Source organism: Massilia aurea (assembly GCF_040790145.1).
GTDB classification, from domain to species: domain Bacteria; phylum Pseudomonadota; class Gammaproteobacteria; order Burkholderiales; family Burkholderiaceae_D; genus Telluria; species Telluria aurea_C.
On record NZ_JBFMMP010000002.1, the window covers coordinates 409003 to 430891 of the forward strand.

General features: G+C 65.1%; 23 protein-coding genes. 13 read left to right on the plus strand and 10 right to left on the minus strand.

Annotation, left to right across the window (positions count from 1 at the left end):
- Window positions 1–61: 61 nt before the first annotated feature.
- The 8 genes from AB2N08_RS06380 to AB2N08_RS06415 form a co-directional block, all read right to left on the minus strand.
- Window positions 62–1003: a carbohydrate kinase family protein gene (locus AB2N08_RS06380; RefSeq protein ID WP_367609792.1), complete on the minus strand. Its 942-nt coding sequence runs from the start codon at window positions 1001–1003 to the stop codon at window positions 62–64.
- Between the two features lie 10 nt (window positions 1004–1013).
- The gene (locus tag AB2N08_RS06385; RefSeq protein ID WP_367609793.1) at window positions 1014–2324 is read right to left on the minus strand and encodes a DUF3426 domain-containing protein; all 1311 of its coding nucleotides are present in this window, start codon (window positions 2322–2324) and stop codon (window positions 1014–1016) included.
- 4 nt (window positions 2325–2328) lie between these two features.
- Entirely contained in the window at window positions 2329–3282 is a 954-nt protein-coding gene (gene prmA, locus AB2N08_RS06390; protein ID WP_367609794.1) for a 50S ribosomal protein L11 methyltransferase, read from the minus strand.
- Window positions 3279–4679 carry an acetyl-CoA carboxylase biotin carboxylase subunit gene (gene accC / locus AB2N08_RS06395; RefSeq protein WP_367609795.1) on the minus strand — a complete coding sequence of 467 codons (1401 nt, stop codon included), beginning with the start codon at window positions 4677–4679 and terminating at the stop codon, window positions 3279–3281. The genes prmA and accC overlap by 4 nt, the downstream gene beginning before the upstream one ends.
- A gap of 119 nt (window positions 4680–4798) precedes the next feature.
- Window positions 4799–5257: an acetyl-CoA carboxylase biotin carboxyl carrier protein gene (gene accB, locus AB2N08_RS06400; protein ID WP_367609796.1), complete on the minus strand. Its 459-nt coding sequence runs from the start codon at window positions 5255–5257 to the stop codon at window positions 4799–4801.
- A gap of 94 nt (window positions 5258–5351) precedes the next feature.
- On the minus strand, window positions 5352–5783 hold the full coding sequence (aroQ, locus tag AB2N08_RS06405) for a type II 3-dehydroquinate dehydratase (RefSeq protein WP_367609797.1): 432 nt from the start codon (window positions 5781–5783) through the stop codon (window positions 5352–5354).
- Window positions 5784–5914: 131 nt separating this feature from the next.
- Entirely contained in the window at window positions 5915–6481 is a 567-nt protein-coding gene (locus tag AB2N08_RS06410; protein ID WP_367609798.1) for a TlpA family protein disulfide reductase, read from the minus strand.
- Complete coding sequence (locus AB2N08_RS06415; protein WP_367609799.1) at window positions 6478–7107, minus strand: hypothetical protein; 630 nt, start codon at window positions 7105–7107, stop codon at window positions 6478–6480. The genes AB2N08_RS06410 and AB2N08_RS06415 overlap by 4 nt, the downstream gene beginning before the upstream one ends.
- 88 nt (window positions 7108–7195) lie before the next feature.
- Between AB2N08_RS06415 and mpl the strand changes: the two genes are divergently transcribed.
- The 8 genes from mpl to corA all read left to right on the plus strand — a co-directional run bounded on the left by mpl (window position 7196) and on the right by corA (window position 15476).
- Window positions 7196–8572 carry a UDP-N-acetylmuramate:L-alanyl-gamma-D-glutamyl-meso-diaminopimelate ligase gene (gene mpl / locus AB2N08_RS06420; protein WP_367609800.1) on the plus strand — a complete coding sequence of 459 codons (1377 nt, stop codon included), beginning with the start codon at window positions 7196–7198 and terminating at the stop codon, window positions 8570–8572.
- Window positions 8569–9186: a YqiA/YcfP family alpha/beta fold hydrolase gene (locus AB2N08_RS06425; RefSeq protein WP_367609801.1), complete on the plus strand. Its 618-nt coding sequence runs from the start codon at window positions 8569–8571 to the stop codon at window positions 9184–9186. The genes mpl and AB2N08_RS06425 overlap by 4 nt, the downstream gene beginning before the upstream one ends.
- 89 nt (window positions 9187–9275) lie before the next feature.
- Window positions 9276–9794, plus strand: coding sequence for a chorismate--pyruvate lyase family protein (locus AB2N08_RS06430; protein WP_370662401.1), 519 nt, complete (start codon window positions 9276–9278; stop codon window positions 9792–9794).
- A 2-nt stretch (window positions 9795–9796) separates the two neighbouring features.
- Window positions 9797–11821, plus strand: coding sequence for a ribonuclease catalytic domain-containing protein (locus tag AB2N08_RS06435; protein WP_367609803.1), 2025 nt, complete (start codon window positions 9797–9799; stop codon window positions 11819–11821).
- A gap of 167 nt (window positions 11822–11988) precedes the next feature.
- Window positions 11989–12843 carry an energy transducer TonB gene (locus AB2N08_RS06440; protein WP_367609860.1) on the plus strand — a complete coding sequence of 285 codons (855 nt, stop codon included), beginning with the start codon at window positions 11989–11991 and terminating at the stop codon, window positions 12841–12843.
- A complete protein-coding gene (aroE, locus tag AB2N08_RS06445) occupies window positions 12840–13658 on the plus strand; it encodes a shikimate dehydrogenase (RefSeq protein ID WP_367609804.1) in 819 nt (272 codons plus the stop codon). Before AB2N08_RS06440 ends, aroE begins: the two co-directional genes overlap by 4 nt.
- Window positions 13659–13670: 12 nt before the next feature.
- Window positions 13671–14414 carry a monofunctional biosynthetic peptidoglycan transglycosylase gene (gene mtgA / locus AB2N08_RS06450; RefSeq protein ID WP_367609805.1) on the plus strand — a complete coding sequence of 248 codons (744 nt, stop codon included), beginning with the start codon at window positions 13671–13673 and terminating at the stop codon, window positions 14412–14414.
- A 96-nt stretch (window positions 14415–14510) separates the two neighbouring features.
- A complete protein-coding gene (gene corA, locus AB2N08_RS06455; protein ID WP_367609806.1) occupies window positions 14511–15476 on the plus strand; it encodes a magnesium/cobalt transporter CorA in 966 nt (321 codons plus the stop codon).
- A 177-nt stretch (window positions 15477–15653) separates the two neighbouring features.
- Here corA and hemL read toward each other — a convergent pair whose 3' ends face one another.
- Together hemL and thiD are read right to left on the minus strand one after the other, a co-directional pair.
- On the minus strand, window positions 15654–16952 hold the full coding sequence (gene hemL, locus AB2N08_RS06460) for a glutamate-1-semialdehyde 2,1-aminomutase (protein ID WP_367609807.1): 1299 nt from the start codon (window positions 16950–16952) through the stop codon (window positions 15654–15656).
- A 61-nt stretch (window positions 16953–17013) separates the two neighbouring features.
- Window positions 17014–17817 (minus strand): bifunctional hydroxymethylpyrimidine kinase/phosphomethylpyrimidine kinase, encoded by an 804-nt coding sequence (gene thiD, locus AB2N08_RS06465; protein ID WP_367609808.1) that lies wholly within the window; start codon window positions 17815–17817, stop codon window positions 17014–17016.
- 98 nt (window positions 17818–17915) lie between these two features.
- On the opposite strand from thiD, the gene AB2N08_RS06470 reads away from it, so the two are divergent.
- From AB2N08_RS06470 to AB2N08_RS06490, 5 genes are all read left to right on the plus strand, one after another.
- Window positions 17916–18068 carry a rubredoxin gene (locus AB2N08_RS06470; RefSeq protein ID WP_029755924.1) on the plus strand — a complete coding sequence of 51 codons (153 nt, stop codon included), beginning with the start codon at window positions 17916–17918 and terminating at the stop codon, window positions 18066–18068.
- A 139-nt stretch (window positions 18069–18207) separates the two neighbouring features.
- Window positions 18208–18603, plus strand: a complete 396-nt coding sequence (locus AB2N08_RS06475; RefSeq protein ID WP_367609809.1) for a response regulator — start codon at window positions 18208–18210, stop codon at window positions 18601–18603.
- 26 nt (window positions 18604–18629) lie between these two features.
- Complete coding sequence (locus AB2N08_RS06480; protein ID WP_367609810.1) at window positions 18630–19028, plus strand: response regulator; 399 nt, start codon at window positions 18630–18632, stop codon at window positions 19026–19028.
- Window positions 19025–19570, plus strand: a complete 546-nt coding sequence (locus AB2N08_RS06485) for a chemotaxis protein CheW (RefSeq protein WP_367609811.1) — start codon at window positions 19025–19027, stop codon at window positions 19568–19570. Before AB2N08_RS06480 ends, AB2N08_RS06485 begins: the two co-directional genes overlap by 4 nt.
- Window positions 19571–19627: 57 nt before the next feature.
- On the plus strand, window positions 19628–21883 hold the full coding sequence (locus AB2N08_RS06490; protein WP_367609812.1) for a methyl-accepting chemotaxis protein: 2256 nt from the start codon (window positions 19628–19630) through the stop codon (window positions 21881–21883).
- Window positions 21884–21889 lie beyond the last annotated feature (6 nt).

The window sequence follows — 21889 nt, forward strand, 5'->3', positions numbered from 1 at the left end:
CAACATGAAAAAGGCCTCTGCATGCAGAGGCCTTTTTTTCGTGCTGGGCTGGCGTTGCGCCTTAGCGGAACTTGAAGCCGAACGCCGCCTCGAACTGCGCGTCGAATTCTTCCGGCGTGAAGCGGTGGTTCTGGCCGCCGGCCGAGGCGATCTTGATCGCGCCCAGCAGGCTGGCGATGCGGCCGCTGGTGGCCCAGTCCAGGTCATTGGTGATACCGAACAAGAGGCCTGCGCGGTAGGCGTCGCCGCAACCGGTCGGGTCGACCACGTTCGTTGCCGTCACGGCCGGGATCTCGATGTGTTCGCCGCCGGCGTAGATGTCCGAGCCGGCTTCGCCGCGCGTGATGATCAACGCATCCAGGCGCGCCGCGATGTTGGCCTGGGTCAGGCCCGTGCGGTCCATGATCATTTCGAATTCGTAGTCGTTGCAGGCCAGGTAGCTGGCTTGTCCGATGAAGGTGGTCAGTTCGTCGCCCGAGAACATCGGCAGTTGCTGGCCCGGGTCGAACATGAACGGCACCTTTTGCTCGGCGCAGTCGCGCGCGTGCTTGAGCATGCCGTCGCGGCCGTCGGGCGAGATGATCGCCACGCGGATCGCGCCCTGGTCGGCCACGTTGTTCTGGTTCGAGTACTCCATCGCGCCCGGGTGGAAGGCGTTGATCTGGTTGTTGTCCTGGTCGGCCGTGACGAAGCACTGCGCCGTGTAGGCCTCGGGGATCGAGCGGATGCCGCGCGTCTCGAGCCCTTGTTCCTGCATGCGTTTCAGGTAGTCGCCGCCGTCCTGGCCGAGGGTGCCCATCATCAGCGGCTCGCCGCCGAGCTGCTTGAGGTTGTAGGCGATATTGGCCGCGCAACCACCGTATTCGGTGCGCAGGGTCGGCACCAGGAACGACACGTTCACGCGGTGCAGCTGGTCGGCCAGCAGCGTGTCGCCAAAGCGGCCGTGGTACTGCATGATTTTGTCGAACGCGAGCGAGCCGCAGATCAGGGCGGTTTTGGTCATGGGGTGGCTTTCAAGGATAGAACACTGCAATGTGGTAGCCGGACGGCTCTACGCCCTCCAGCCTGAAATGGATGCGCACCTGCTGCTCGGCGCGTGCGCCGAAGCCGGTCGGCGCGGCAGCGGCGGCGCCGGCATAGTCGCGCGGGCCGAACACGCGGCGCACCAGCGGCTTGTCGTCGGCATCGTTCAGGGTCAGTTCGATGCTGGGCCAGGCCAGCACCATGTCGCCCTGGTTGCGCAGCACGGTGCTGAAGGTATACGCGTTGCCGCCGAGCGTAATGAGTTCACCGGTTTCGATCACCAGTTGATCCGGCCGCGCGGGCAGGTCGACGCGGCAGCCGAGCAGCGCGCAGGTCGACACCAGCGCCGGGCGCAGGCCCGGATAGCGCGCCGCCAGCACGTCGCGAAAACTGAAGGCCGCCTGCAAGGCCAGCACCAGCAGCAGCACCAGGCTGCCGACGGCCAGCGCGATGCGCCGCGTCTTGCCCAGTTCTTCGCGCTGGCGCGTGAGGCGCACGAACTCTGGTTCGTCGGCGTCGGGCTTGGGCGGCGGAGGTGGCTTGGGTGGCTCTTCGATGCGCGGTGGCGCGGCCTTCACGCGGCGCGCGCGGGCTTCGGCGGCGCGGTTGCGTGGTGAGACCGGGGCGTGCGATGCGATCGGCGGCGAGCCATCGGACGATTCGCGCAGCAGCAAGGTTGGCGGCCCGTCCGAGTCGGCCTTGTGCTCACGCGTTGGCGCGGGAACTGTAGGCTCGGGTTCAGGCTCGGGCACCACGACAGGTGCCGGTTCCGGTTCGGGCGCCGCAACGGGCGCCGGCTCTGGCTCGGGCAGCGGCTCAGGCTCAGGCAGCGGCTCTGGCTCAGGGATCGGCTCTGGCTCGGGCTCGGACTCGACGACTGGCGCCGGTACGTTGACTGGCGCCGACCAGCCGGACTTGATCGACCCGGGAATCGCGTACCAGTCGGCAGGCCGCGTTGGCGTCTCGATGTCGGGTGGCGGATCGAAGACGGCCAGGTCGATCGGTGGTGGCGCCGGGGTTTCCGGTTCGGGGAGGATGCCGTGCGGCGCGAACGTGTGGTCCAGTTCCAGCGTGTAGACCGGCGCATCGTCACTCGACGGCGGAGCAGGCACGGGAGGTGGGGGAGGGGGCGCAGCGGGAGGGGTTGTAGCAGGCGGCGCCGCCAGATCGATCAGCGCGCTGGTCCCGTCAAAGATCTGCTGGCAGGCGCCACAACGCACGATGCCCCCACGCAGCTTGAGCTGGTCCGCGGCGACGCGGAACTGCGTGCCGCAGTGGGGGCATTGTGTGGCGAGCGCCATGCCTTCAACCGGCGGTGGCAGTGCGCGCCGGCGGGGTGTCCTGGCCGAGCGTGCCGTGCAGGGCAACCCAGCCATCCTGCTCGGCCCAGACGCCCAGCTTGATGAACGGCGCGTAAGCCGCAGCCACTTCGTCGGCCTGGCGCGCCAGCACGCCCGACAGCACCAGCGAGCCGCCTTCGGCCACACGGCCGGCCAGCATCGGCGCCATCAGCTTCAATGGGCTCGACAGGATGTTGGCCACGACGATGTCGAACTTGCCGCCGGCATGACGCGCATTGCCGGAAGCGGCAAAGGTGTCGGGCAGGTAGAAGTCGATCTCGACGTTGTTGCGCGCGGCATTGTCGCGCGCCGATTCAATGGCTTGCGGATCGATGTCGACGCCGGCCACGTCCTGCGCACCGAGCTTCTTGGCCACCATCGCCAGGATGCCCGAGCCGCAACCATAGTCGAGCACCGATTTGCCAGGCGCAGGGTGGGCTTCGAGCCACTCCATGCACAGGCGCGTGGTCGGATGGCTGCCGGTGCCGAACGCCAGGCCCGGATCGAGTTCGAGAATCAAACCGTTTGGATCGGGCGCCACGTGCCAGCTCGGCACGACCCAGATATTGGTGCCGATGTGGATCGGCTCGAACTGCGACTGGGTCAGGCGCACCCAGTCGGCGTCTTCCACCTTGCGGGTGGTGAACGCCGGCACGGCGGTGAGGCCAATGGCTTGCGCCGCTTCGGTGACGATGGCCAGCTGGTCGGCGTCGATGTCGGTCAGGGCCACCACGCGGCTGTGGTCCCACGCGGCTTCGGTGGGTTCCATGCCCGGCTCGCCGAACAGCGGTTTCTCGTCTTCGGTGCCTTCGTCGGCGTCTTCCACCGACACCGACAGCGCGCCGGCTTCCATCAGGGCGTCAGACAGCGCTTCGGCGTGCTCGCGCGCCAGTTCGATGACGACTTCAGTCCAGCTCATTCTTTAACCTTGGCTTCCGATTTGGCGCTCAGCGCCGTTTCCTTCGGCAGGTCGGGCTTGGCGGCCAGTTTCTGCTCGAGGTAGTGGATGTTGGTGCCGCCTTCGATGAAGCGGGCGTCGACCATCAGTTCGCGATGCAGCGGAATATTGGTGAGGATACCCTCGACCACCATTTCGGAGAGCGCGATCTGCATGCGGCGAATCGCCTGTTCGCGCGTGGCGCCGTACGAGATGACCTTGCCGATCATCGAGTCGTAGTGCGGCGGCACGTAGTAGCCGGCGTACGAGTGCGAGTCGACCCGGATGCCAGGGCCGCCCGGCGGATGCCAGCTGGTGATGCGGCCCGGGGAGGGCGTGAACTTGAACGGGTCCTCGGCATTGATGCGGCACTCGATCGAGTGACCCGACAGCATGATGTCGCGCTGGCGGAAACGCAGCTTTTCGCCGCAGGCGATGCGGATCTGCTCTTGCACGATGTCGATCCCGGTGATCATCTCGGTCACCGGATGCTCGACCTGGACGCGCGTGTTCATCTCGATGAAGTAGAACTCGCCATTCTCGTACAGGAATTCGAAGGTGCCGGCGCCGCGGTAGCCGATCTTGCGGCAGGCTTCGGCGCAGCGGTCACCGATCTTTTCAATCAGCTTGCGCGGGATGCCCGGCGCCGGCGCTTCTTCGATGACCTTCTGGTGGCGGCGCTGCATCGAGCAATCGCGCTCGCCGAGCCACACGGCGTTTTTATGTTCGTCGGCCAGGATCTGGATTTCCACGTGACGCGGATTTTCCAGGTACTTCTCCATATAGACTTCCGGATTGCCGAACGCGGCGCCGGCTTCGGTCTTGGTCATCGCCACGGCGTTGAGCAGCGCCGCTTCGGTGTGCACCACGCGCATGCCGCGTCCGCCACCGCCGCCGGCGGCCTTGATGATGACCGGATAGCCGACGCGGCGCGCCGTCTGCACGATCTCTTTCGGATCGTCCGGCAGGGCGCCGTCCGAGCCTGGCACGCAGGGCACGCCGGCGCGGATCATGGCCTGCTTGGCCGAGACCTTGTCGCCCATCAGGCGGATCGAGTCGGAACGCGGGCCGATGAAGACGAAGCCCGATTTCTCGACGCGCTCGGCGAAGTCGGCGTTTTCGGACAGGAAGCCGTAGCCCGGGTGGATCGCTTCGGCGTCGGTCACTTCGGCCGCGCTGATGATGGCGGGCATGTTCAGATAGCTGAGTGCCGACTGCGCCGGGCCGATGCAGACCGATTCGTCCGCCAGTTTCACGTACTTGGCGTCCTTGTCGGCCTCGGAGTGCACGACGACCGTCTTGATGCCCAGCTCGCGGCAAGCGCGCTGGATACGCAGCGCGATTTCACCACGGTTGGCGATGAGGATTTTTTCAAACATGGTAGGTCCGGTGGTTCAGTGAAAACCGGCGCGGCTGACTTGCAAGCGGCGCCGGACACGTCATGGGTGAGCTGGCGGCAGGACTGCCGCACAACTTGAAGGCAAGTCTAACGAAAAACTTAACCAATCACGAACAGTGGCTGGCCGAATTCGACCGGCTGGCCATTTTCCACGAGGATCTTGGTGACAACGCCCGACACATCGGCGTCGATTTCGTTCAGGAGCTTCATCGCTTCGATGATGCAGAGCGTGTCGCCTTCCTTGATGTTCGCGCCCACTTCGACGAACGCGGCGGCGCCCGGTGCCGACGAACGGTAGAAGGTGCCTACCATTGGCGACTTGACCACATGGCCGGTCGGCTCGGCAGGGGCTGCCGGCACAGCGGCGACTGGTGCGGCGGCCGGGGCAGGGGCCGCGTATTGTTGCACGCCTTGTTGCGGCATCATCATCATCTGGCCTTGGCCGACGGCCGACGATTTGACGATGCGGACCTTGCTTTCGCCTTCGGTCACTTCGAGTTCGGCGATGTCCGATTCAGCGACCAGGTCGATCAAGGTCTTGAGTTTTCGTAGATCCATGTGAAACCCCTTGGAATTATTCGTTTTAGAGAGCAGGCCGGCGCGTCAAACAGGCCGCGCAGCCGCTGATACATGAAGTTGACGTAGATTAACGCTATTTAAGTGCGAAGTCGATGGCAAACCTATATCCGTCCGGCCCCAGTCCGCAGATCACGCCACGCGCGATGCCGGAGAGGTAGGAATGCTGCCGGAACGATTCGCGGGCATGCACGTTGGAGACGTGCACCTCGACGAACGGAATGGCCACCGATGCGAACGCATCGCGCAGTGCTACGCTGGTATGGGTCAAGCCGCCAGGGTTGATCACGATAAAATCCACGCCTTCGGTGCGCGCGGCGTGAATGCGATCGATCAGGGCGCCCTCATGGTTGCTCTGGAAATGCTCCAGTGCTGCGCCGGCTTGACTGGCTTGTGCAACTGCTGCGTTCTCGATGTCGGCCAGTGTCGTCGTGCCGTACACCGCAGGCTCGCGCGTCCCCAATAAATTGAGGTTGGGGCCGTTGAGAAGCAGTAGCTTTTTCGCCATAATGAGAGTCTGGTAGCCCGAAAGTCAGGCATTGTGCCGCCTAGCTCGGCTGTTGGCAAGCGGTAAAATGGCTGGTGAATCGGCGCATTTGGCAGCAATTACAATCGTACGGTCGTTCGCTAAATGCGCGATCAACCGTTCAATTTGGCGAGGTCGGCGCGCAGTTCGTCGAACTTGAGCTTGCCAAGATAGGTCTTGAGCACTTGCCCGTCGGCGCCGATCAGCACAGTGTACGGCAAGCCGCCCATCGTGTTACCCAATGCCTTCGACAGCTCGGTGCCGCCCATGCCCGCCACATACAGTGGATAGGCAATCTGGTGCTTGGCGGCGAATTCGCTCATATTCGTCGGCGAATCGATGCCGATGCCGATCACGTTGAAACGCTGGCCCTTGTCTTCGCCCGCCAGGTGCGACAGCTCCGGCATTTCTTGTACACACGGCCCGCACCAGGTCGCCCAGAAGTTGACCAGGAGCGGCTTGCCCTTCCACTGGGCCAGCGCCTGCGGTTCGCCGGCCAGGTTGTTGAGCGACTGCGCATACAGATTGGTGACGGCATCCGTCACCGCGCCGGCGCCGGCGGCGGTGCTGATCTGGGGCGAGGCCGGGGCCGGCGCCTTCTTGTAGTGCGCAACGACGGCGCCCATTGCGCCGAACAGCACGGCCACTGCCGCGTAGGCGGCCAGATGTTTCTTGTTCATTCGTCCTGTTCCAGGGTTGAGTCGGCGGCAATCAGCGCGCGAAAGCCGGCCGCGTCGAGGCGTTGTGGCCGGCCATCCGCGCGCGGCTTGAGCGCGCCGCGCAGGTCTTGGTATTCAAATAATTGCGCGTGTACAGTTTCTTTCATCCACGGGAAACTGACGGTCTCGACCGGTTTGCGGCCCCCCTTGAAATGCGGGGTTTCCGAGATCTCGATATTAACATTGCGGTTCAGCAGATAGATCTGGACTTCTTTCGCGCTGTCGGCGAACAGTTGCAGGTGGATGTCGTCGTAGTCACCCGCGGTGCCTTGCAGTACCGGCCCCGTGATATAGGGATTGAAGTCGGCCAGGGCATCCATGACCTGCAGCGCGGTGGCGCGCAATTGCGCCAGGCGCTCGCCGTGAGCCGGGCCACCGAACAGCGCCAGATACTTGCGCACTTCGTCTTCGACCTGGATGTCGTCGGGCATCATATTGGGGACAGGCTGGCTCACGCCGAGCACCTGGCGGGCCGCCTTGCGGCGTGCGGTATCGATGTCGGCGCCGTCCTGGGCAATCATGCGCGCAGCCACGAGGGCGATCTCGGCGCGCAATTGAATGAGATCGTTGTTCAAGTTCGGCATCATGCCCACAATCATACTCTGAACGGAAAACGACTGCGGCTCGGGTAGAATCCCGGTTTCGTCCATTTACATCGCCCCAGCGCACCTTCCCATGCACATTCATATCCTCGGCATTTGCGGCACCTTCATGGGTGGCCTGGCGGTCCTGGCCAAGGAAGCCGGCCACCGCGTGACCGGTTGCGACGCCAACGTCTATCCCCCGATGAGCACCCAGTTGCAAGCCCAGGGGATCGAGCTGATCCAAGGCTATGGCCCGGAGCAAGTGTCGCTGAATCCAGATCTGTATGTAATCGGCAATGTGATGACGCGCGGCAATCCGCTGATCGAGGAAATCCTGAACCGCGGCTTGCCGTATGTATCTGGCCCGCAGTGGATCGGCGAGCATATTCTGCGCGAAAAATGGGTGCTGGCCGTGGCCGGCACGCATGGCAAGACCACCACCACGTCGATGCTGGCCTGGATCCTGGAAGATGCCGGCTACGCGCCGGGCTTCTTGATCGGCGGCGTGCCGATGAACTTTGGCGTCTCGGCGCGCCTGCATGGCGACAAGCCTTCGAACTTTTTCGTCATCGAAGCCGATGAATACGACACGGCGTTCTTCGACAAGCGCAGCAAGTTCGTGCACTACCACGCCAAGACGGCCGTGCTGAACAACCTCGAATACGACCACGCCGACATCTTCCCCGACATCGGCGCCATCGAAACCCAGTTCCACCATCTGGTGCGCACGGTGCCGGGCGTGGGCCGCCTGGTCGTGAATGGCGACGAAGCGTCGATCGGGCGCGTGCTCAAGCGCGGTTGCTGGAGCGAGAAAGAGAGTTTCGGCGGCGCCGATGGCGTCGACTGGACGATGGTCGAGCATCCGGGTGGCGCCAGCTTCGATGTGCTGTTCAAGGGCGAGGCGCAAGGCACCGTGCATTGGAGCCTGACCGGCAAGCACAACCGCTCGAACGCGCTGGCCGCGATTGCCGCCGCGCGCCACGTCGGCGTGCCGGTCGCGCAAGCCATTGAGTCGCTGGCCCGCTTCGAGAACGTCAAGCGCCGCATGGAAGTGCGTGGTGTGGTGGGTAACATCACCGTGTACGACGACTTCGCCCACCATCCGACCGCTATTGCCACCACCGTCGGTGGCCTGCGCCAGAAGCTGGGCGCGGCGGGGTCGGGGCGCATCCTGGCCGTGCTCGAGCCGCGCTCGAACACGATGAAGCTGGGCGCGATGAAGGATGCGCTGCCGGGCAGCCTGAAGGATGCGGATCTGGTGTTCGGCTTCGGCAGCCAGCAGGCGCTGGGCTGGTCGCTGGCCGATGCGTTCAAGCCGATGGGGAACATTGCGCACAGCTTCGACCAGATCGACTATATGGTGCAGGCCATCGTGCAGCAGGCACGGCCGGGCGACCATATCCTGGTGATGAGCAACGGCGGCTTCGGCGGCGTGCACCAGAAACTGCTGGACGCGCTGGCCCCATGACGTCGGCGCTGCATTTACCACCGTACTTGCTGTATCTGCACGGCTTTCGTTCGTCGCCCAAATCGATGAAGGCGCAGGTGGTGCAGGCGGCCCTGGAGGAACGCGGGCTGCTCGATCGCCTGATCTGCCCGCAACTGCCGGCCTCGCCGAAAGCGGCGCTGGCGCTGGCACTGGAGCTCGCCGCACACCATGCACCGGACAATCTCGCCATCGTCGGCTCGTCGCTGGGCGGCTTTTATGCCTGCGCGCTGGCCGAGCGGCTTGGCGTGCGCGCCGTGCTCATCAATCCTTCGGTCGACCCGACCCGCAACCTCGAGCACCACGTGGGCGTGACGACCAACTGGCATTCGGATGAACCGTTCGAGTTTCGCGCCGAGTACATCGATGAACTGAAAGCGATGCGCGTCGACACGATCACGCAGCCGGAACGCTATTTCTTGCTGGCGGCGACGGGCGACGAAGTGCTCGACTACCGCGACATGGTGGCCCACTACGCCGGCGCGCGCCAGCACGTGATCCCCGGCAGCGACCATGCCGTGTCGGAATTCCCGATCTATGTCGACGATGTGCTGGCGTTCTGCGGGTTCGGTCCGGCAGCGGACGTGGTGCGGTGAAGGTGACGGTGTCGGTGACTTCAAGTAAGCGCTCGCTGCGCCTGGCTGCCTGGCAGCCGCATGCGCGCGCCGTGCGCGCCGCCGCGCCGATGCACGACTGGCTCGTCACGCCCGGCTCGCTGACCGCGCGCCTGGTGGCGGCGAGCAAAGCCTTCCGCGTGCGCCGCCTGCACCAGCATGGCGCCGTGTGCCTGGCCGACGAGGCGGCGGCCATCGGCCTGGCGCGCCCGCAGCGTGTGTGGGAGCGTGAAGTGCTGCTCGTCTGCGACGGCACGCCGGTCGTGTTCGCGCACACGGTGGTGCCACCGAGCGCCGACGCGAGCGACTGGCCGCTGTTTTCGGCGCTGGGCGAACGCTCGCTCGGCTCGACCCTGTTTTACGATCCGCTCGTGCGGCGCGGATCATTGGAATTTGCGCGCCTGGGCTTCGAGCATCCGCTGGTGCGCCGTGCGCATGCCGCCGTTGGCGGCGCGGGCGCTGACAATGCTATTTACTACGCGCGGCGCTGCGTCTATCGCCGCCGTCAAGGCCTGCTCCTGGTCACCGAGGTATTCTTGCCGACGGTGCTTAGCCTGGGAGCGGGTGCAACCATGAACAACACAGAATAATCATGAATGTATTTTTTGAGGAATCGGGCGACTTCAAGGTCGGCGCCATCCTGTCGCAAGCCGGCGAGGCATACCAGGTCGAACTGGCCAGTGGCAAGCGGACCAAGGTCAAGACGCGCGACGTGCTGCTGCAATTTGAAAAGCCCAGCCCGCAAGAGTTGATGGATGCGGCCAAGGCCGTGGCGGCGGACGTCGACCTCGAGTTCCTGTGGGAAGTCGCGGGCGAAGAAGAGTTCGGCTTTGCCGAGCTGGGCGCCGAATACTTCGGCCACGCACCGCTGCCGCACGAAGCCGCCGGCCTCGTGCTGACGCTGCACGGTTCGCCGATCTACTTCTACAAGAAAGGCCGCGGCCGCTACAAAGCTGCCCCTGAAGCCTCGCTGAAAGCCGCGCTGGCCGGCATCGAGAAAAAGAAACAACAGGCCATCATCCAGGCCGGCTATGTCGATGAACTGAAAGCCGGCAAGCTGCCCGAATCGATGCAGCCGCTCGTGCACCAGCTCTTGTTCAAGCCGGACAAGAACACCATCGAATACAAGGCGTTCGAAGCGGCGGCCAACGAGCTGCAAACCAACCAGGCGCGCCTGATGCTGGACGTCGGCGGCCTGGCCTCGCCCAAAGACTTGCACATGGGCCGTTTCTTGTTTGAGAACTTCCCGCGCGGCGCCGGCTTTGCGCCAGTGGACGTGCCCAAGGCGCCGACCGATCTGCCGCGCGCCGACGTCGCCGCGTTCTCGATCGACGACGTCACCACCACCGAGATCGACGATGCATTTTCCGTCGTCAAGCTCGATGACGGCACCGTGCGCGTGGGCATCCACATCGCGGCGCCGGGCCTGGCCGTGCGCCCGGACGATGCGATCGACAAGATCGCGCGCGCCCGCATGTCGACCGTGTATATGCCCGGTGACAAGATCACGATGCTGCCCGACGACGTCGTCAATGCGTTCACGCTGGCCGAAGGCAACGATTGCCCGGCGCTGTCGCTGTACGCGGTCTTGAATCCGGAAGACTGGAGCGTGATCTCGACCACGACCCGCGCCGAACTGGTACCGATCAAGAGCAATCTGCGCCACAACGACCTCGATGACCTGGTGAACGAAGAAACCCTCGCGAGCGGCGCGGGCGACTATCCGCACAAGGAAGAGCTGGGCCAGTTGTGGCAGTGGGCCTTGAAGCTGGAAGCGGGCCGCATGCAAAAGCGCGAAGCCTTTGGCCTCAAGCCCGAGCAAGCCAACCGCGTCGACTTCAATTTCTATGTCGACAACGACGTGGTCTCGATCCTGCGCCGCAAGCGCGGCGCGCCGCTCGACAAGATCGTCGCCGAGCTGATGATCTTTGCCAACAGCACCTGGGGCAAGCTGCTGCATGACTCGGGCGTGCCGGGCATCTACCGCTCACAAGGGCCGGGCGCCGGCGGCTGGGCCGCCAAGATGCAGGTGCGCATGGTCACGCACGCGGCGCCACACCAGGGCCTGGGCGTGGACCAGTACGCATGGAGCACCTCGCCGCTGCGCCGCTACACCGACCTGGTCAACCAGTGGCAGATCATCGCCGCCGCCGAAAATGGTGTGACCGCGCCGCTGGTCGCGCCGTTCAAGCACCGCGATGCGACGCTGTTCTCGATCGTGTCGAGTTTCGACGCGGCGTACGCGGCCTATAACGAGTTCCAGCAGAATATGGAGCGCTACTGGTGCCTGCGCTGGCTGGGGCAAGAGGGCGTCAAGATGGCCGAGGCCGTCGTACTCAAGGATGAGTTGGTGCGCCTGACTGACGTGCCGCTGGTGGTGCGCCTGCCGGGCATGTCGCAGGTGGCGCGCGGCGCGCAGGTCAAGCTCGACATCGTCCGTTGGGACGAGATCGACCTGAATCTCGAGGCGCGTTTGCTGGAAGTGGCCAGCAGCGCGCCGGACAGCGAGGTCGACGATGAAGACGCCGATACCGGGGAAGCGGCCGTGGCCGAGGCGGTGGAGGCCGAGGGCGCGGTGGCGGCGGTGGATGCGCGCGAGGCGCCGCCAGCGACGTAACTGCCTGATAACGCCTGTTATCCTGCTGACATTATCGAACAGGCCACGGCGTGCCGCACGCCAATTTCTACCTCCCCCATCACTGCGCCTCAGGTTAGAATGAATCAATTCTCCGATTCAATTCTCACCTGCAGCGCGTGAAGTCTTTCCTACACAACCGTCCCCTGATGATCGCCCTGGCCGTATCGGTGGCAGCCCACGCGGCGCTGCTGGCGGTGCGGTTTGCTGCGCCCGACACGTTCCGCCAGCGCCCGGCCGATCCGGGCCTCGAGGTTATCCTGGTCAACGCCAAGCACGACCGGGCGCCGGCCAAGGCCGATGCAGTGGCCCAGGCCAATCTGGACGGTGGCGGCAGTGCCGACGTGGGCCGCGCCAAGTCGCCGCTGCCCGACCTGCGCAAGAATGAAGACGGCGACAGCATCAAGGCCCTGCAGCGCCGCATCGCCGCGCTCGAGCAGTTGCAGCAGGACGTCGTCACGCGCGCCCGCACGTCGAGCTTCACGGCGCCGCCTGTCACCGAAAAGGAAAAGCCGGACCCGACACGCACGGGCGAAGACAACCTCGACACGTCGCGCGCGTTTGCGCGCAGCGTCGCCGAAATCTCCGAGCGTATCGAAGAAGAAAACCGCCGCCCGAAACGCACGCAAATCACGCCGAGCACGCGCGAAGCCGGTTACGCCCTGTACTACAAGGCGATGCAGAAGAAGATCGAGGAAGTCGGCACGCTGAACTTCCCGCAGCAGGCCGGCAAGAAGCTGTATGGCGAGCTGGTGGTATACATCCCCGTGTACCAGGACGGCACGCTGTACCTGAAGGATGGCGGCCCGAAGGTCGAGCGCAGCTCGGGCAATGCCGCGCTCGACAAGGCGGCGCTCGACATCGTGCGCCGCTCGGCGCCGTACGGCGCGTTCCCGGCCAATATGCGCACCAAGGGCAAGGACGATTTGTGGGAAGTGTTTACGCGCTTCCAGTTCACCCGCGACGACAAGATCCGCGCGACCCTGGGGAATGCGACGCCATGACCGACCGTTACTGCGTCATCGGCAACCCGATCGCTCACAGCAAGTCGCCCCGGATCCACGCACAATACGGTGCGCAACTGGGCGAGGATATCGGTTACGAACAATGCCTGGCGCCGCTCGACGGTTTCGCCGCCACCGTGCAGCGCCTGATTGGCGAGGACTTTAAAGGCGCCAACGTCACCGTGCCGTTCAAGCTTGAGGCGGCGCGCCTGGCCACGCGCCTGACCCCACGCGCGCAGGCGGCCGGCGCCGTGAACACGCTGGTCTTTGGCGGCGGCGAGATCGTCGGCGACAACACCGACGGCGCCGGGCTGGTGGCCGACATCGTGCGCAATGCAGGCGTCTCGCTCGAGAATAAACGCGTGCTGCTGCTGGGCGCCGGCGGCGCGGCCCGTGGCGCGCTGCTGCCGCTGCTCGGCGCCGGCCCGCGCCAGATCGTCATTGCCAACCGCACGCTGGCCACGGCCGAGGCGCTGGTCGCCGGGTTCGCCGCACACGCGGCGCGCCTGCAGGTCAGCGGCTTCGCCGATGTCGAGGGCCGCTTCGACGTGATCGTCAACGCCACCTCGGCCAGCCTCGACGCGGCCGTGCCGCCGGTGCCGACGTCGGTCTTCGGCCCAGGCACGCTCGCGCTGGATATGATGTACGGCGATCAGCCGACCGTGTTCATGGACTTCGCGGCCGGGCACGGCGCCACCGTGCGCGACGGCCTGGGCATGCTGGTCGAGCAGGCCGCCGAGGCGTTCGCGCTGTGGCGGGGAAAGCGGCCAGACACGGCCCAGGTGCTGGCATCGATGCGTCAATCACCACAATAACAGGGGCACCCCGTGGCAAAATCGCGCAAGGCCGCATCGAAGACACCGTCGAGGCGGCGCTGGATCAAGTGGATTTTTCTCGGCCCGCTGCTGCTGGTGCTGCTGGTCCAGCTGTATTTCTTCCTGATGGTGTGCTGGTATTCGCAGTTCGATCCCGGCTCGACGAGCTTCATGCGCGCCCAATTGTCGGTGCTGCGCGAGACGGATCCGGACGCGACGCTCAAGCACCAGTGGGTGCCGTACGAGCGGATTTCGTACAATCTGAAGCGTGCGGTGGTGGCGTCCGAAGACGCCAATTTCAACGAGCACTACGGCGTGGACTTCAAGGCGATCGAGCGCACCTACGAGCGCAACGAGCGCCGCGGCAAGGTATCCGGCGGCGGCTCGACCATCACCCAGCAACTGGCCAAGAACCTGTTTTTGTCCGGCTCGCGCAGCTATCTGCGCAAGGGGCAGGAACTGATCATCACGTTCATGATTGAAACGGTGATGAGCAAGCAGCGCATCCTCGAGATCTACCTCAACGTGGTCGAGTTCGGCCGTGGCGTGTTCGGCGCCGAAGCGGCCGCGCGCTACTATTTCAAGACGTCCGCCGCCAAGCTGAGCACGGCGCAGGCGGCGCGGCTGGCCGTCATGCTGCCCAATCCGCGCTTCTATGACAAGAACCGCTCGACCCGCTACCTGGAGCGCCGCACCAGCACGATCCAGCGCCGGATGCCGTCGGCCGACGTGCCGCGCACGGACGAGCGGCCGTAAACCCGCGTTTGTCGTGCCCGAGTTGGCCCCCCGGCGGGCAAACGGTTACACTTGCGCTACTTTTGTCGACCGGCCAAGAATAGCGAGACCCAGCGCATGATCAATGTATTTGTCCTACAGAACGGCCGCCTGAACCAGGTCACGATCGAATCCCGCGAGGAACTCGAAAGCGTGGCGCCGGTCTGGGTCGACCTGACCGACCCGAGCGAAGAAGAGCGCGTCTGGGTCAAGGCCAAGTACAACGTGATCCTGCCGGGCGAGGACGAAGTCCAGGACATCGAAGCCTCGGCGCGCTACTACGAAGCCGAAAATGGCGACCTGCACCTGCGCACCGACTTTTTGCTCGAAGAAGAAGACGGCCCGTCGCGCGTGATCACGGTGGCGTTCATCTTGTCGGGCAAGATCCTGTTCTCGGTGCACAACGACGATTTGCCGGTGTTCCGCCTGGTGCGCATGCGCGCCCGTTCGCGGCCCGGCTCGATCGAAGACTATATGGATGTGCTGCTCGACCTGTATGCGACCGACGCCGAGTATTCGGCCGACTCGCTCGAAGGCATCTACGAGAGCCTGGAAGAAGTCTCGACCCGCGTGCTGCAGAAAGAGTTTACCGACCAGGACGCGGCCGCCGCGTTGAACGCGATCGCGCACGAGGAAGACTTGAACGGCCGCATCCGCCGCAACATGATGGACACGCGGCGCGCAGTGAGCTTTTTGATGCGCGGGCGTCTGCTGAACTCGGACCAGTTCGAAGAAGCGCGCCAGATCCTGCGCGACATCGAGTCACTCGACGGTCACACCTCGTTCCTGTTCGACAAGGTGAACTTCCTGATGGACGCCACGGTCGGTTTCATCAACATCAACCAGAACAAGATCATCAAGATCTTCTCGGTGGCCTCGGTCGCGTTCCTGCCGCCGACGCTGATCGCCAGCGTCTACGGCATGAACTTCGACGTGCTGCCCGAGCTGCAATGGCGTTTCGGGTATCCGTTTGCGATTGCGTTGATGATTGCCTGTGGGGTGGCGCCGTTGTGGTATTTCAGAAGGCGCGGTTGGTTGAAGTAAGGCGGGGCACGCAGGCGCTCGCATTCTTTCACTACCCTAAAAACCGTCATTCCCGCGGAGGCGGGAATCCAGGTCATCAGCGTCGCCACGACGATATATTTAGTGGCAGCGCATGAAACTGGGATTCCCGCCTCCGCGGGAATGACGTTTACGGGCCAACAAAAGAATCGGTAATGGTTACCCAATCCGCTTGAACACCCGCCGCGCCGCTTCGATCGTCTCGTCGATCGCCGCATCGTCGTGCTGGATCGACACAAACCCCGCCTCGAACATCGCCGGTGCAAAGTACACGCCTTCGTCCAGCATGCCGTGGAAGAAGCGGTTGAAGCGCTCTTTGTCGCCAGCCATCATCGCGCTGTAGCTGCCCGGGATGGCCTTCGAAAAGTACATCCCGAACATGCCGCCCACGGCGTCGCCGCAGAAGTCGATGCCCGCTTCGCGCGCCGCTTCCGTCAGGCCCGCCACCAGGCGCTGCGCCGTCGCCGTCAGCCGTTCATAGAACCCGGCTTCCTGGATCAGCTTCAAGGTCGTCATGCCCGCGGCCACCGCCACTGGATTGCCCGACAGCGTGCCGGCCTGGTACACCGGGCCGATCGGCGCCATCTTCTGCATCAGCTCGGCGCGCCCGCCAAACGCCGCCACCGGCATGCCGCCGCCGATGACCTTGCCCAGCGCCGTCAGGTCGGGCTGGATGTTGTAGAGGCCCTGCGCGCCCTCCAGCCCCACGCGGAAACCGCACATCACTTCATCGAAGATCAGCACGGCGCCGTGCTCGGTGCACAGCTCGCGCATGCGCTGCAAAAACTCGGGCGTGGCGCGGATCAGGTTCATGTTGCCGGCCACCGGCTCGACGATCACGCAGGCGATCTCGTCGCCCATCGTGGCGAACGCGTCGTCCAGTTGCGCCACGTTGTTGTAGTCGAGCACCAGCGTGTGCTTGACGAAGTCTTCCGGCACGCCGGCCGAGGTGGGATTGCCGAACGTGAGCAGGCCGCTGCCGGCCTTCACCAGCAACGAGTCGGCGTGGCCGTGGTAGCAGCCCTCGAACTTGACGATCTTGTCGCGGCCGGTGGCGCCGCGCGCCAGGCGCAGCGCACTCATCGTCGCCTCGGTACCCGACGAGACCAGGCGCACCTGCTCGATCGATGGCAGCAGGCGGCAGATTTCTTCGGCGATCTCGATCTCGCCTTCGGTCGGCGCGCCGAACGACAGGCCATTGGCGGCCGCGGCTTGCACGGCCGACACCACTTCAGGGCGGGCGTGACCGAGGATGGCCGGGCCCCACGAGCCGATGTAGTCGATGTAACGCTTGCCGTCGGCATCCCAGAAGTGCGGGCCGAGCGCGCGCGTGATGAAGCGCGGCGTGCCGCCGACCGAGCGGAAGGCGCGCACCGGCGAATTGACGCCGCCGGGCGTGGTCAATTGGGCGCGGGCGAACAGGGTATCGTTGCGCGAAGTAGATTGTTCAGTGGTCATGTCAGAGCTTCAAGAAAGAGTGAAGCCGTCCGCGCAGCACGCCGGACTAAGCTTGATGACGTCAGGGACGGAAGAATTTGGCGGGAATGAATTTGCCCATGCCGAAGCGTTGCGCGTTCTCGAGCGCGCCGGTGGTGTATTCCTGGGCCACGGCCAGTGCGGTCGGTGCATCCATGCCACGCGCCATCAGGGCGGTGAATGCGGCCGAATAGGTGTTGCCGGCGCCCAGGAACGGGCCGGGCAGGTGCTGCCAGTCGACCCGCGCGACTTCGCCGCCCGTGTCGAACAGGCGGTTCGAGCAGGTGCCGGCGCCGTCGCGGGTGCCGGTGACAAGCACGTACTGCAGGCCGGACGAGGTCAGTTCGGCCACGTCTTCGTCGAGATTGCCCAGGTCGCCGCCGTCGCGCCACAGCTCGGCCATGCGGCCCAGTTCGGCTTGCGACAGGATCAGGGCGGTCGCTTGCGGGGCCAGGATGGAGCGCAGGGCCGAGAGCATTTCTTCGTCGCCCATGCCGGCATCGGGCAGGGCCGACAGGAAAGGGTCGAGGATGAGCGGCGCGTCGGGATAGTCGGACACGATCTCGGCGATGGCAGCCAGGTGCAGCGCGCTGCCGACGGCGCCGACCTTGAAGGCAGCGATCGGCATGTCTTCAAGCAGCGCGCGCGCCTGTTCGGCCATCCAGTCGCTGTCGAGTTCATACAGGTGCTCGACGCGGGCGCTGTCGGACACGAGCAGGCCGGCAATGGCCGACAGCCCGTGACACCCGAGGGCGGCGAAGGCGGCGACGTCCGATTGCACGCCCAGCGCGCCGACGGGATCGCAGACGCCAAAACTCAGGATGAGGGGTAACGGTTGGTTTTGCACGACGGGTAGATTAAGATGCCGGATTCTGATTCCACATTTTACTAGATACAAGGATCAACACTGTGAGTACTGAATCGACCGCCCCGTACCTGACCTGGATGTGCCTGATCTGCGGCTGGGTATACGATGAGGCCGCCGGCGCGCCGGATGACGGTATTGCACCGGGTACCCGCTGGGCCGACGTGCCAATGAACTGGACTTGTCCCGAGTGCGGCGCGCGCAAGGATGACTTTGAAATGACGGCGATATAACAGGTGTTGTAGTGCTTGCATTGGCATCCGGACAAGGCTGGATGCCATGTAAAAGTATGTAGTTGAATCTCTGCAACACTTTGCCCACAAGAAAGATTCGCTGTGCTATCGTGACGCTTCAAGCCGAAGTGAAACGACCATGACGACATCGCCGCAATCATCAAGCCTGACCATCATGGTGATCGATGACAGCAGTACGATCCGCCGGTCAGCACAGATTTTCCTGACCCAGGCTGGCTACCAGGTGGTGCTGGCCGACGATGGCTTCGATGCCCTGGCCAAGATCAACGACCACCATCCCGCGCTGGTATTTTGCGACATCCTGATGCCACGCCTCGACGGGTACCAGACCTGCGCGCTGATCAAGAAGAGCGTGCGGTTTCACGCGACCCCGGTGCTGATGCTCTCGTCCAAGGACGGCCTGTTCGATCGCGCACGCGGCGCGATGGTCGGCGCCAGCGCCTACCTGACCAAACCCTTTACCAAAGACAGCCTGCTGGCGGCCGTGCGCGAGCACACCCAGGCGGCAGGCTGACGATTCAACCAGATCTGGAGCCCGACGTGGCCATTCAAAAAATTCTCATCGTCGACGATTCGCCGACCGAACGACTGTACCTGACCGACATCCTGGTCAAGAACGGCTTTACCGTATGCACCGCCGTCAGTGGCGACGAAGCGATCGAGCGCATTCGCGCCGAGCGTCCGCAACTGATCCTGATGGACGTGGTCATGCCCGGCACCAACGGTTTCCAAGTAACCCGCGCCATCTCGCGCGATCCTGAACTGTCGGCCCTGCCGGTCATCATCTGCAGCAGCAAGGACCAGGAAACCGACCGTATCTGGGGCATGCGCCAGGGCGCGAAGGAATACCTGGTCAAGCCGGTCGATCCGGCGCGCCTGCTGGCCGCCATCGCGTCGCTGGCTGCCCCTGGCGACGCTGCCGGGGCCGTGAAGGCATGACCACGACCGGCGCGGACGATAGTGCAGGGCGCCGCGATCCCGCGGCGCGGCGCACCCGCCTGCGCCAGTACCAGGAGCAGCTGCTCGAACGGATGCAGGCGGCGAAAAACGGCGCCGGCGCCAGCGTGGCCCAGCTGGGCCTGGGCATCGGCGGCGCGCGCTACCTGGTCGACCTGGCCGACGTGGGCGAGATCGTCGCGCCCGTGCCGGTCTCGCCCGTGCCGCTGACCCGTCCCTGGTATCTGGGGCTGGCCAACGTGCGCGGCAGCCTGCTGGGGGTGATCGACCTGGCCCGCTATCTCGATGAAGACAACGCCCCCGCCACGCCGGCGGCCCCTGGCAGCTCGCCGCGCCTGCTGGTATTCGCACCGGGCCTGGGCCTCAACTGCGCGCTGCTGGCGTCCTCGGTGTATGGCTTGCGCCACGCCGGGACGATGACGCGCGACGGCGACGCCCTGCGCGACGTCGACGGCAACACATGGATGCCGCTGTCGCTCGCGGCGCTGGTGCGCGAAGAGCGCTTCCTGCACATCGCACGCTAACCGAACACACTAACTGCAGTACAGGGAGCCGGAATGGGATTCGCCACGAAATTGACCATGAATGTCTTCGCCAAGGGCGGCGCAGCCGACGACGGGGTGCCAGCGGCAACGCCGGCGCACGTTGCCGACACTGCGGCATCGGACGCAGCCGCCAGCGGCTCGGCCAGTGCGGCCGCGCGCCGACTGGGCGGCTTTCGTGGCCGTGACGACACCGACGCCGACAGCGCGGGCGATCTGCGCCCCGCGGCGCTCGGCAACGGCTTCCAGCCGAACCGCCTGCGCCTGCTGCTGGGCGCCGTCGCCGCCGGCGCGGTGCTCACCGTGCTGGCCATGTGGCAGAACGCCGCCAGCGACGCCCGCCTGGCCGGTCGAAGCCAGGTGGCCGGTGACGCCGTGATGCACTCGCAGCGTTTCGCCAAAGCGGCGCCGATCGCGCTGCGCGGCGACGTGCAGGCCTTCTCGCAGCTGGAGGAAAGCCGCACCGAGCTGGGTCGTGAACTCGATCTGCTGGCGCGCGGCGGCCAGTCGCCAACCGGCCGCATCCCGGCCGCCAGCGGCCAGCAAGCCGAGGACCTGCAAAAAGCCATCGTGCTGTGGAACCGGTCGTCCAAGGCCGCCGCCAACATTCTGGGCAACCGGCGCAACCTGCTCGCCTTCGGCGTGAGCCTGACCCAGTACGAAGAAGTCGGTCCGGAACTGATCGCCATTGCCGAACGCCTGCAACGCGACGAGGCAACGGACGCGCGGCGCCAGGTCGCGGCACTGAGCCTGCTGTCGGTGACCCAGCGCCTGTCGGCTGGCGCCCAGACTTTCACCACGCCGGGTTCGGCCCAGAACGCGGTGACCTACATCATGGGCGACATCGCCTCGCTCGAGGCGCTGATCGACGGCCTGCTCGATGGCGGCGGGCGCTATGGCCTGGCGCCGCTGACCGACCTCGAACTGCGCGTGCGCCTGACCCGCACCCGCGACAGCTTCCGCGAATACGTCAAGACTGTCACGCCCTTGATCGGCAACCTGACCAGCTACGCCGGCGCACGCGCCGCCGAACGCCTGATCTCGCGCGACAGTGAGCCGCTGCGCGTGATGCTCGCGAACCTGCACGAGAATTACCAGCGTGACCAAGCCGAGATCAGCCCCTGGTTCTGGTTCTCGATCGGCGCCGGCGTGTTCACGCTGCTCGCCGCCTTTGGCACCGCCTACGCCATGCTGCAAGAATCGCGCGAGCGCGCCTTCGGTGCCGAACAGCGCCGCCAGGAAGCCGAAGCGATGCGCCACCTGGCGCAGACCAAGGAAGAAGAAGCCAAGGCCACCAATGAACAGAACCAGGCCGCGATTTTGCGCCTGATGAACGAACTGCAGGACGTCGCCGACGGTGACTTGACGGTGCAGGCGACGGTGTCGGAAGACATCACCGGCGCGATTGCCGACTCGGTCAACTACACGGTTGAAGAGCTGCGCGAGCTGGTGGTGCGGGTCATCCGCACGGCGGAACAGGTGGCGCGCGCCTCGGGCGGTGCGCAGCAGGTGTCGACCGAGCTGCTGGGCGCCGCCGAGCAGCAGTCGCGCGAGATTCAGGATGCGTCGACCACGACGCTGCGCCTGGCCGGCCTGATTACCGACGTGTCGCGTTCGGCCCTGGAATCGGCCGACGTGGCGCGCCAGTCGGTGGCGGCGGCGGCGCAGGGTTCGACCGCGGTGCAAAATGCGATCGAGGGCATGCAGGAGATTCGCGAGCAGATCCAGGAAACTTCCAAGCGCATCAAGCGCCTGGGTGAATCGTCGCAGGAGATCGGCGAGATCACCGAGCTGATTTCGGACATTACCGAGCAGACCAACGTGCTGGCGCTGAACGCCGCGATCCAGGCCGCATCGGCCGGCGAAGCGGGTCGCGGCTTCTCGGTGGTTGCCGAAGAGGTGCAGCGACTGGCCGAACGCTCGGGCGACGCGGCCAAGCAGATCGGCGCGCTGGTGCGCACCATTCAGACCGACACCCACGATGCGGTGGCGGCAATGGAAAAATCGACCCAGGGTGTGGTCGAGGGGGCGCGCCTGTCGGACGCCGCCGGCGCCGCGCTGTCGGACATTTCGCGCGTCTCGAACCGCCTCGGTGAACTGATCGGCGACATGTCGACCGCCACCGAACGCCAGGCCACCAAGGCCACCGGCGTGGCCGACAAGATGCAGCAGATCCTCGCCGTGACCGAACAGACGCGCCAGGGTACCCGCCAGACTGCCCTGTCGATTCAGGAACTGTCGACGCTGGCGCAGGAACTGAAGGATTCGGTGTCCCGCTTCCGCGTGGTATCCTGACCGGGC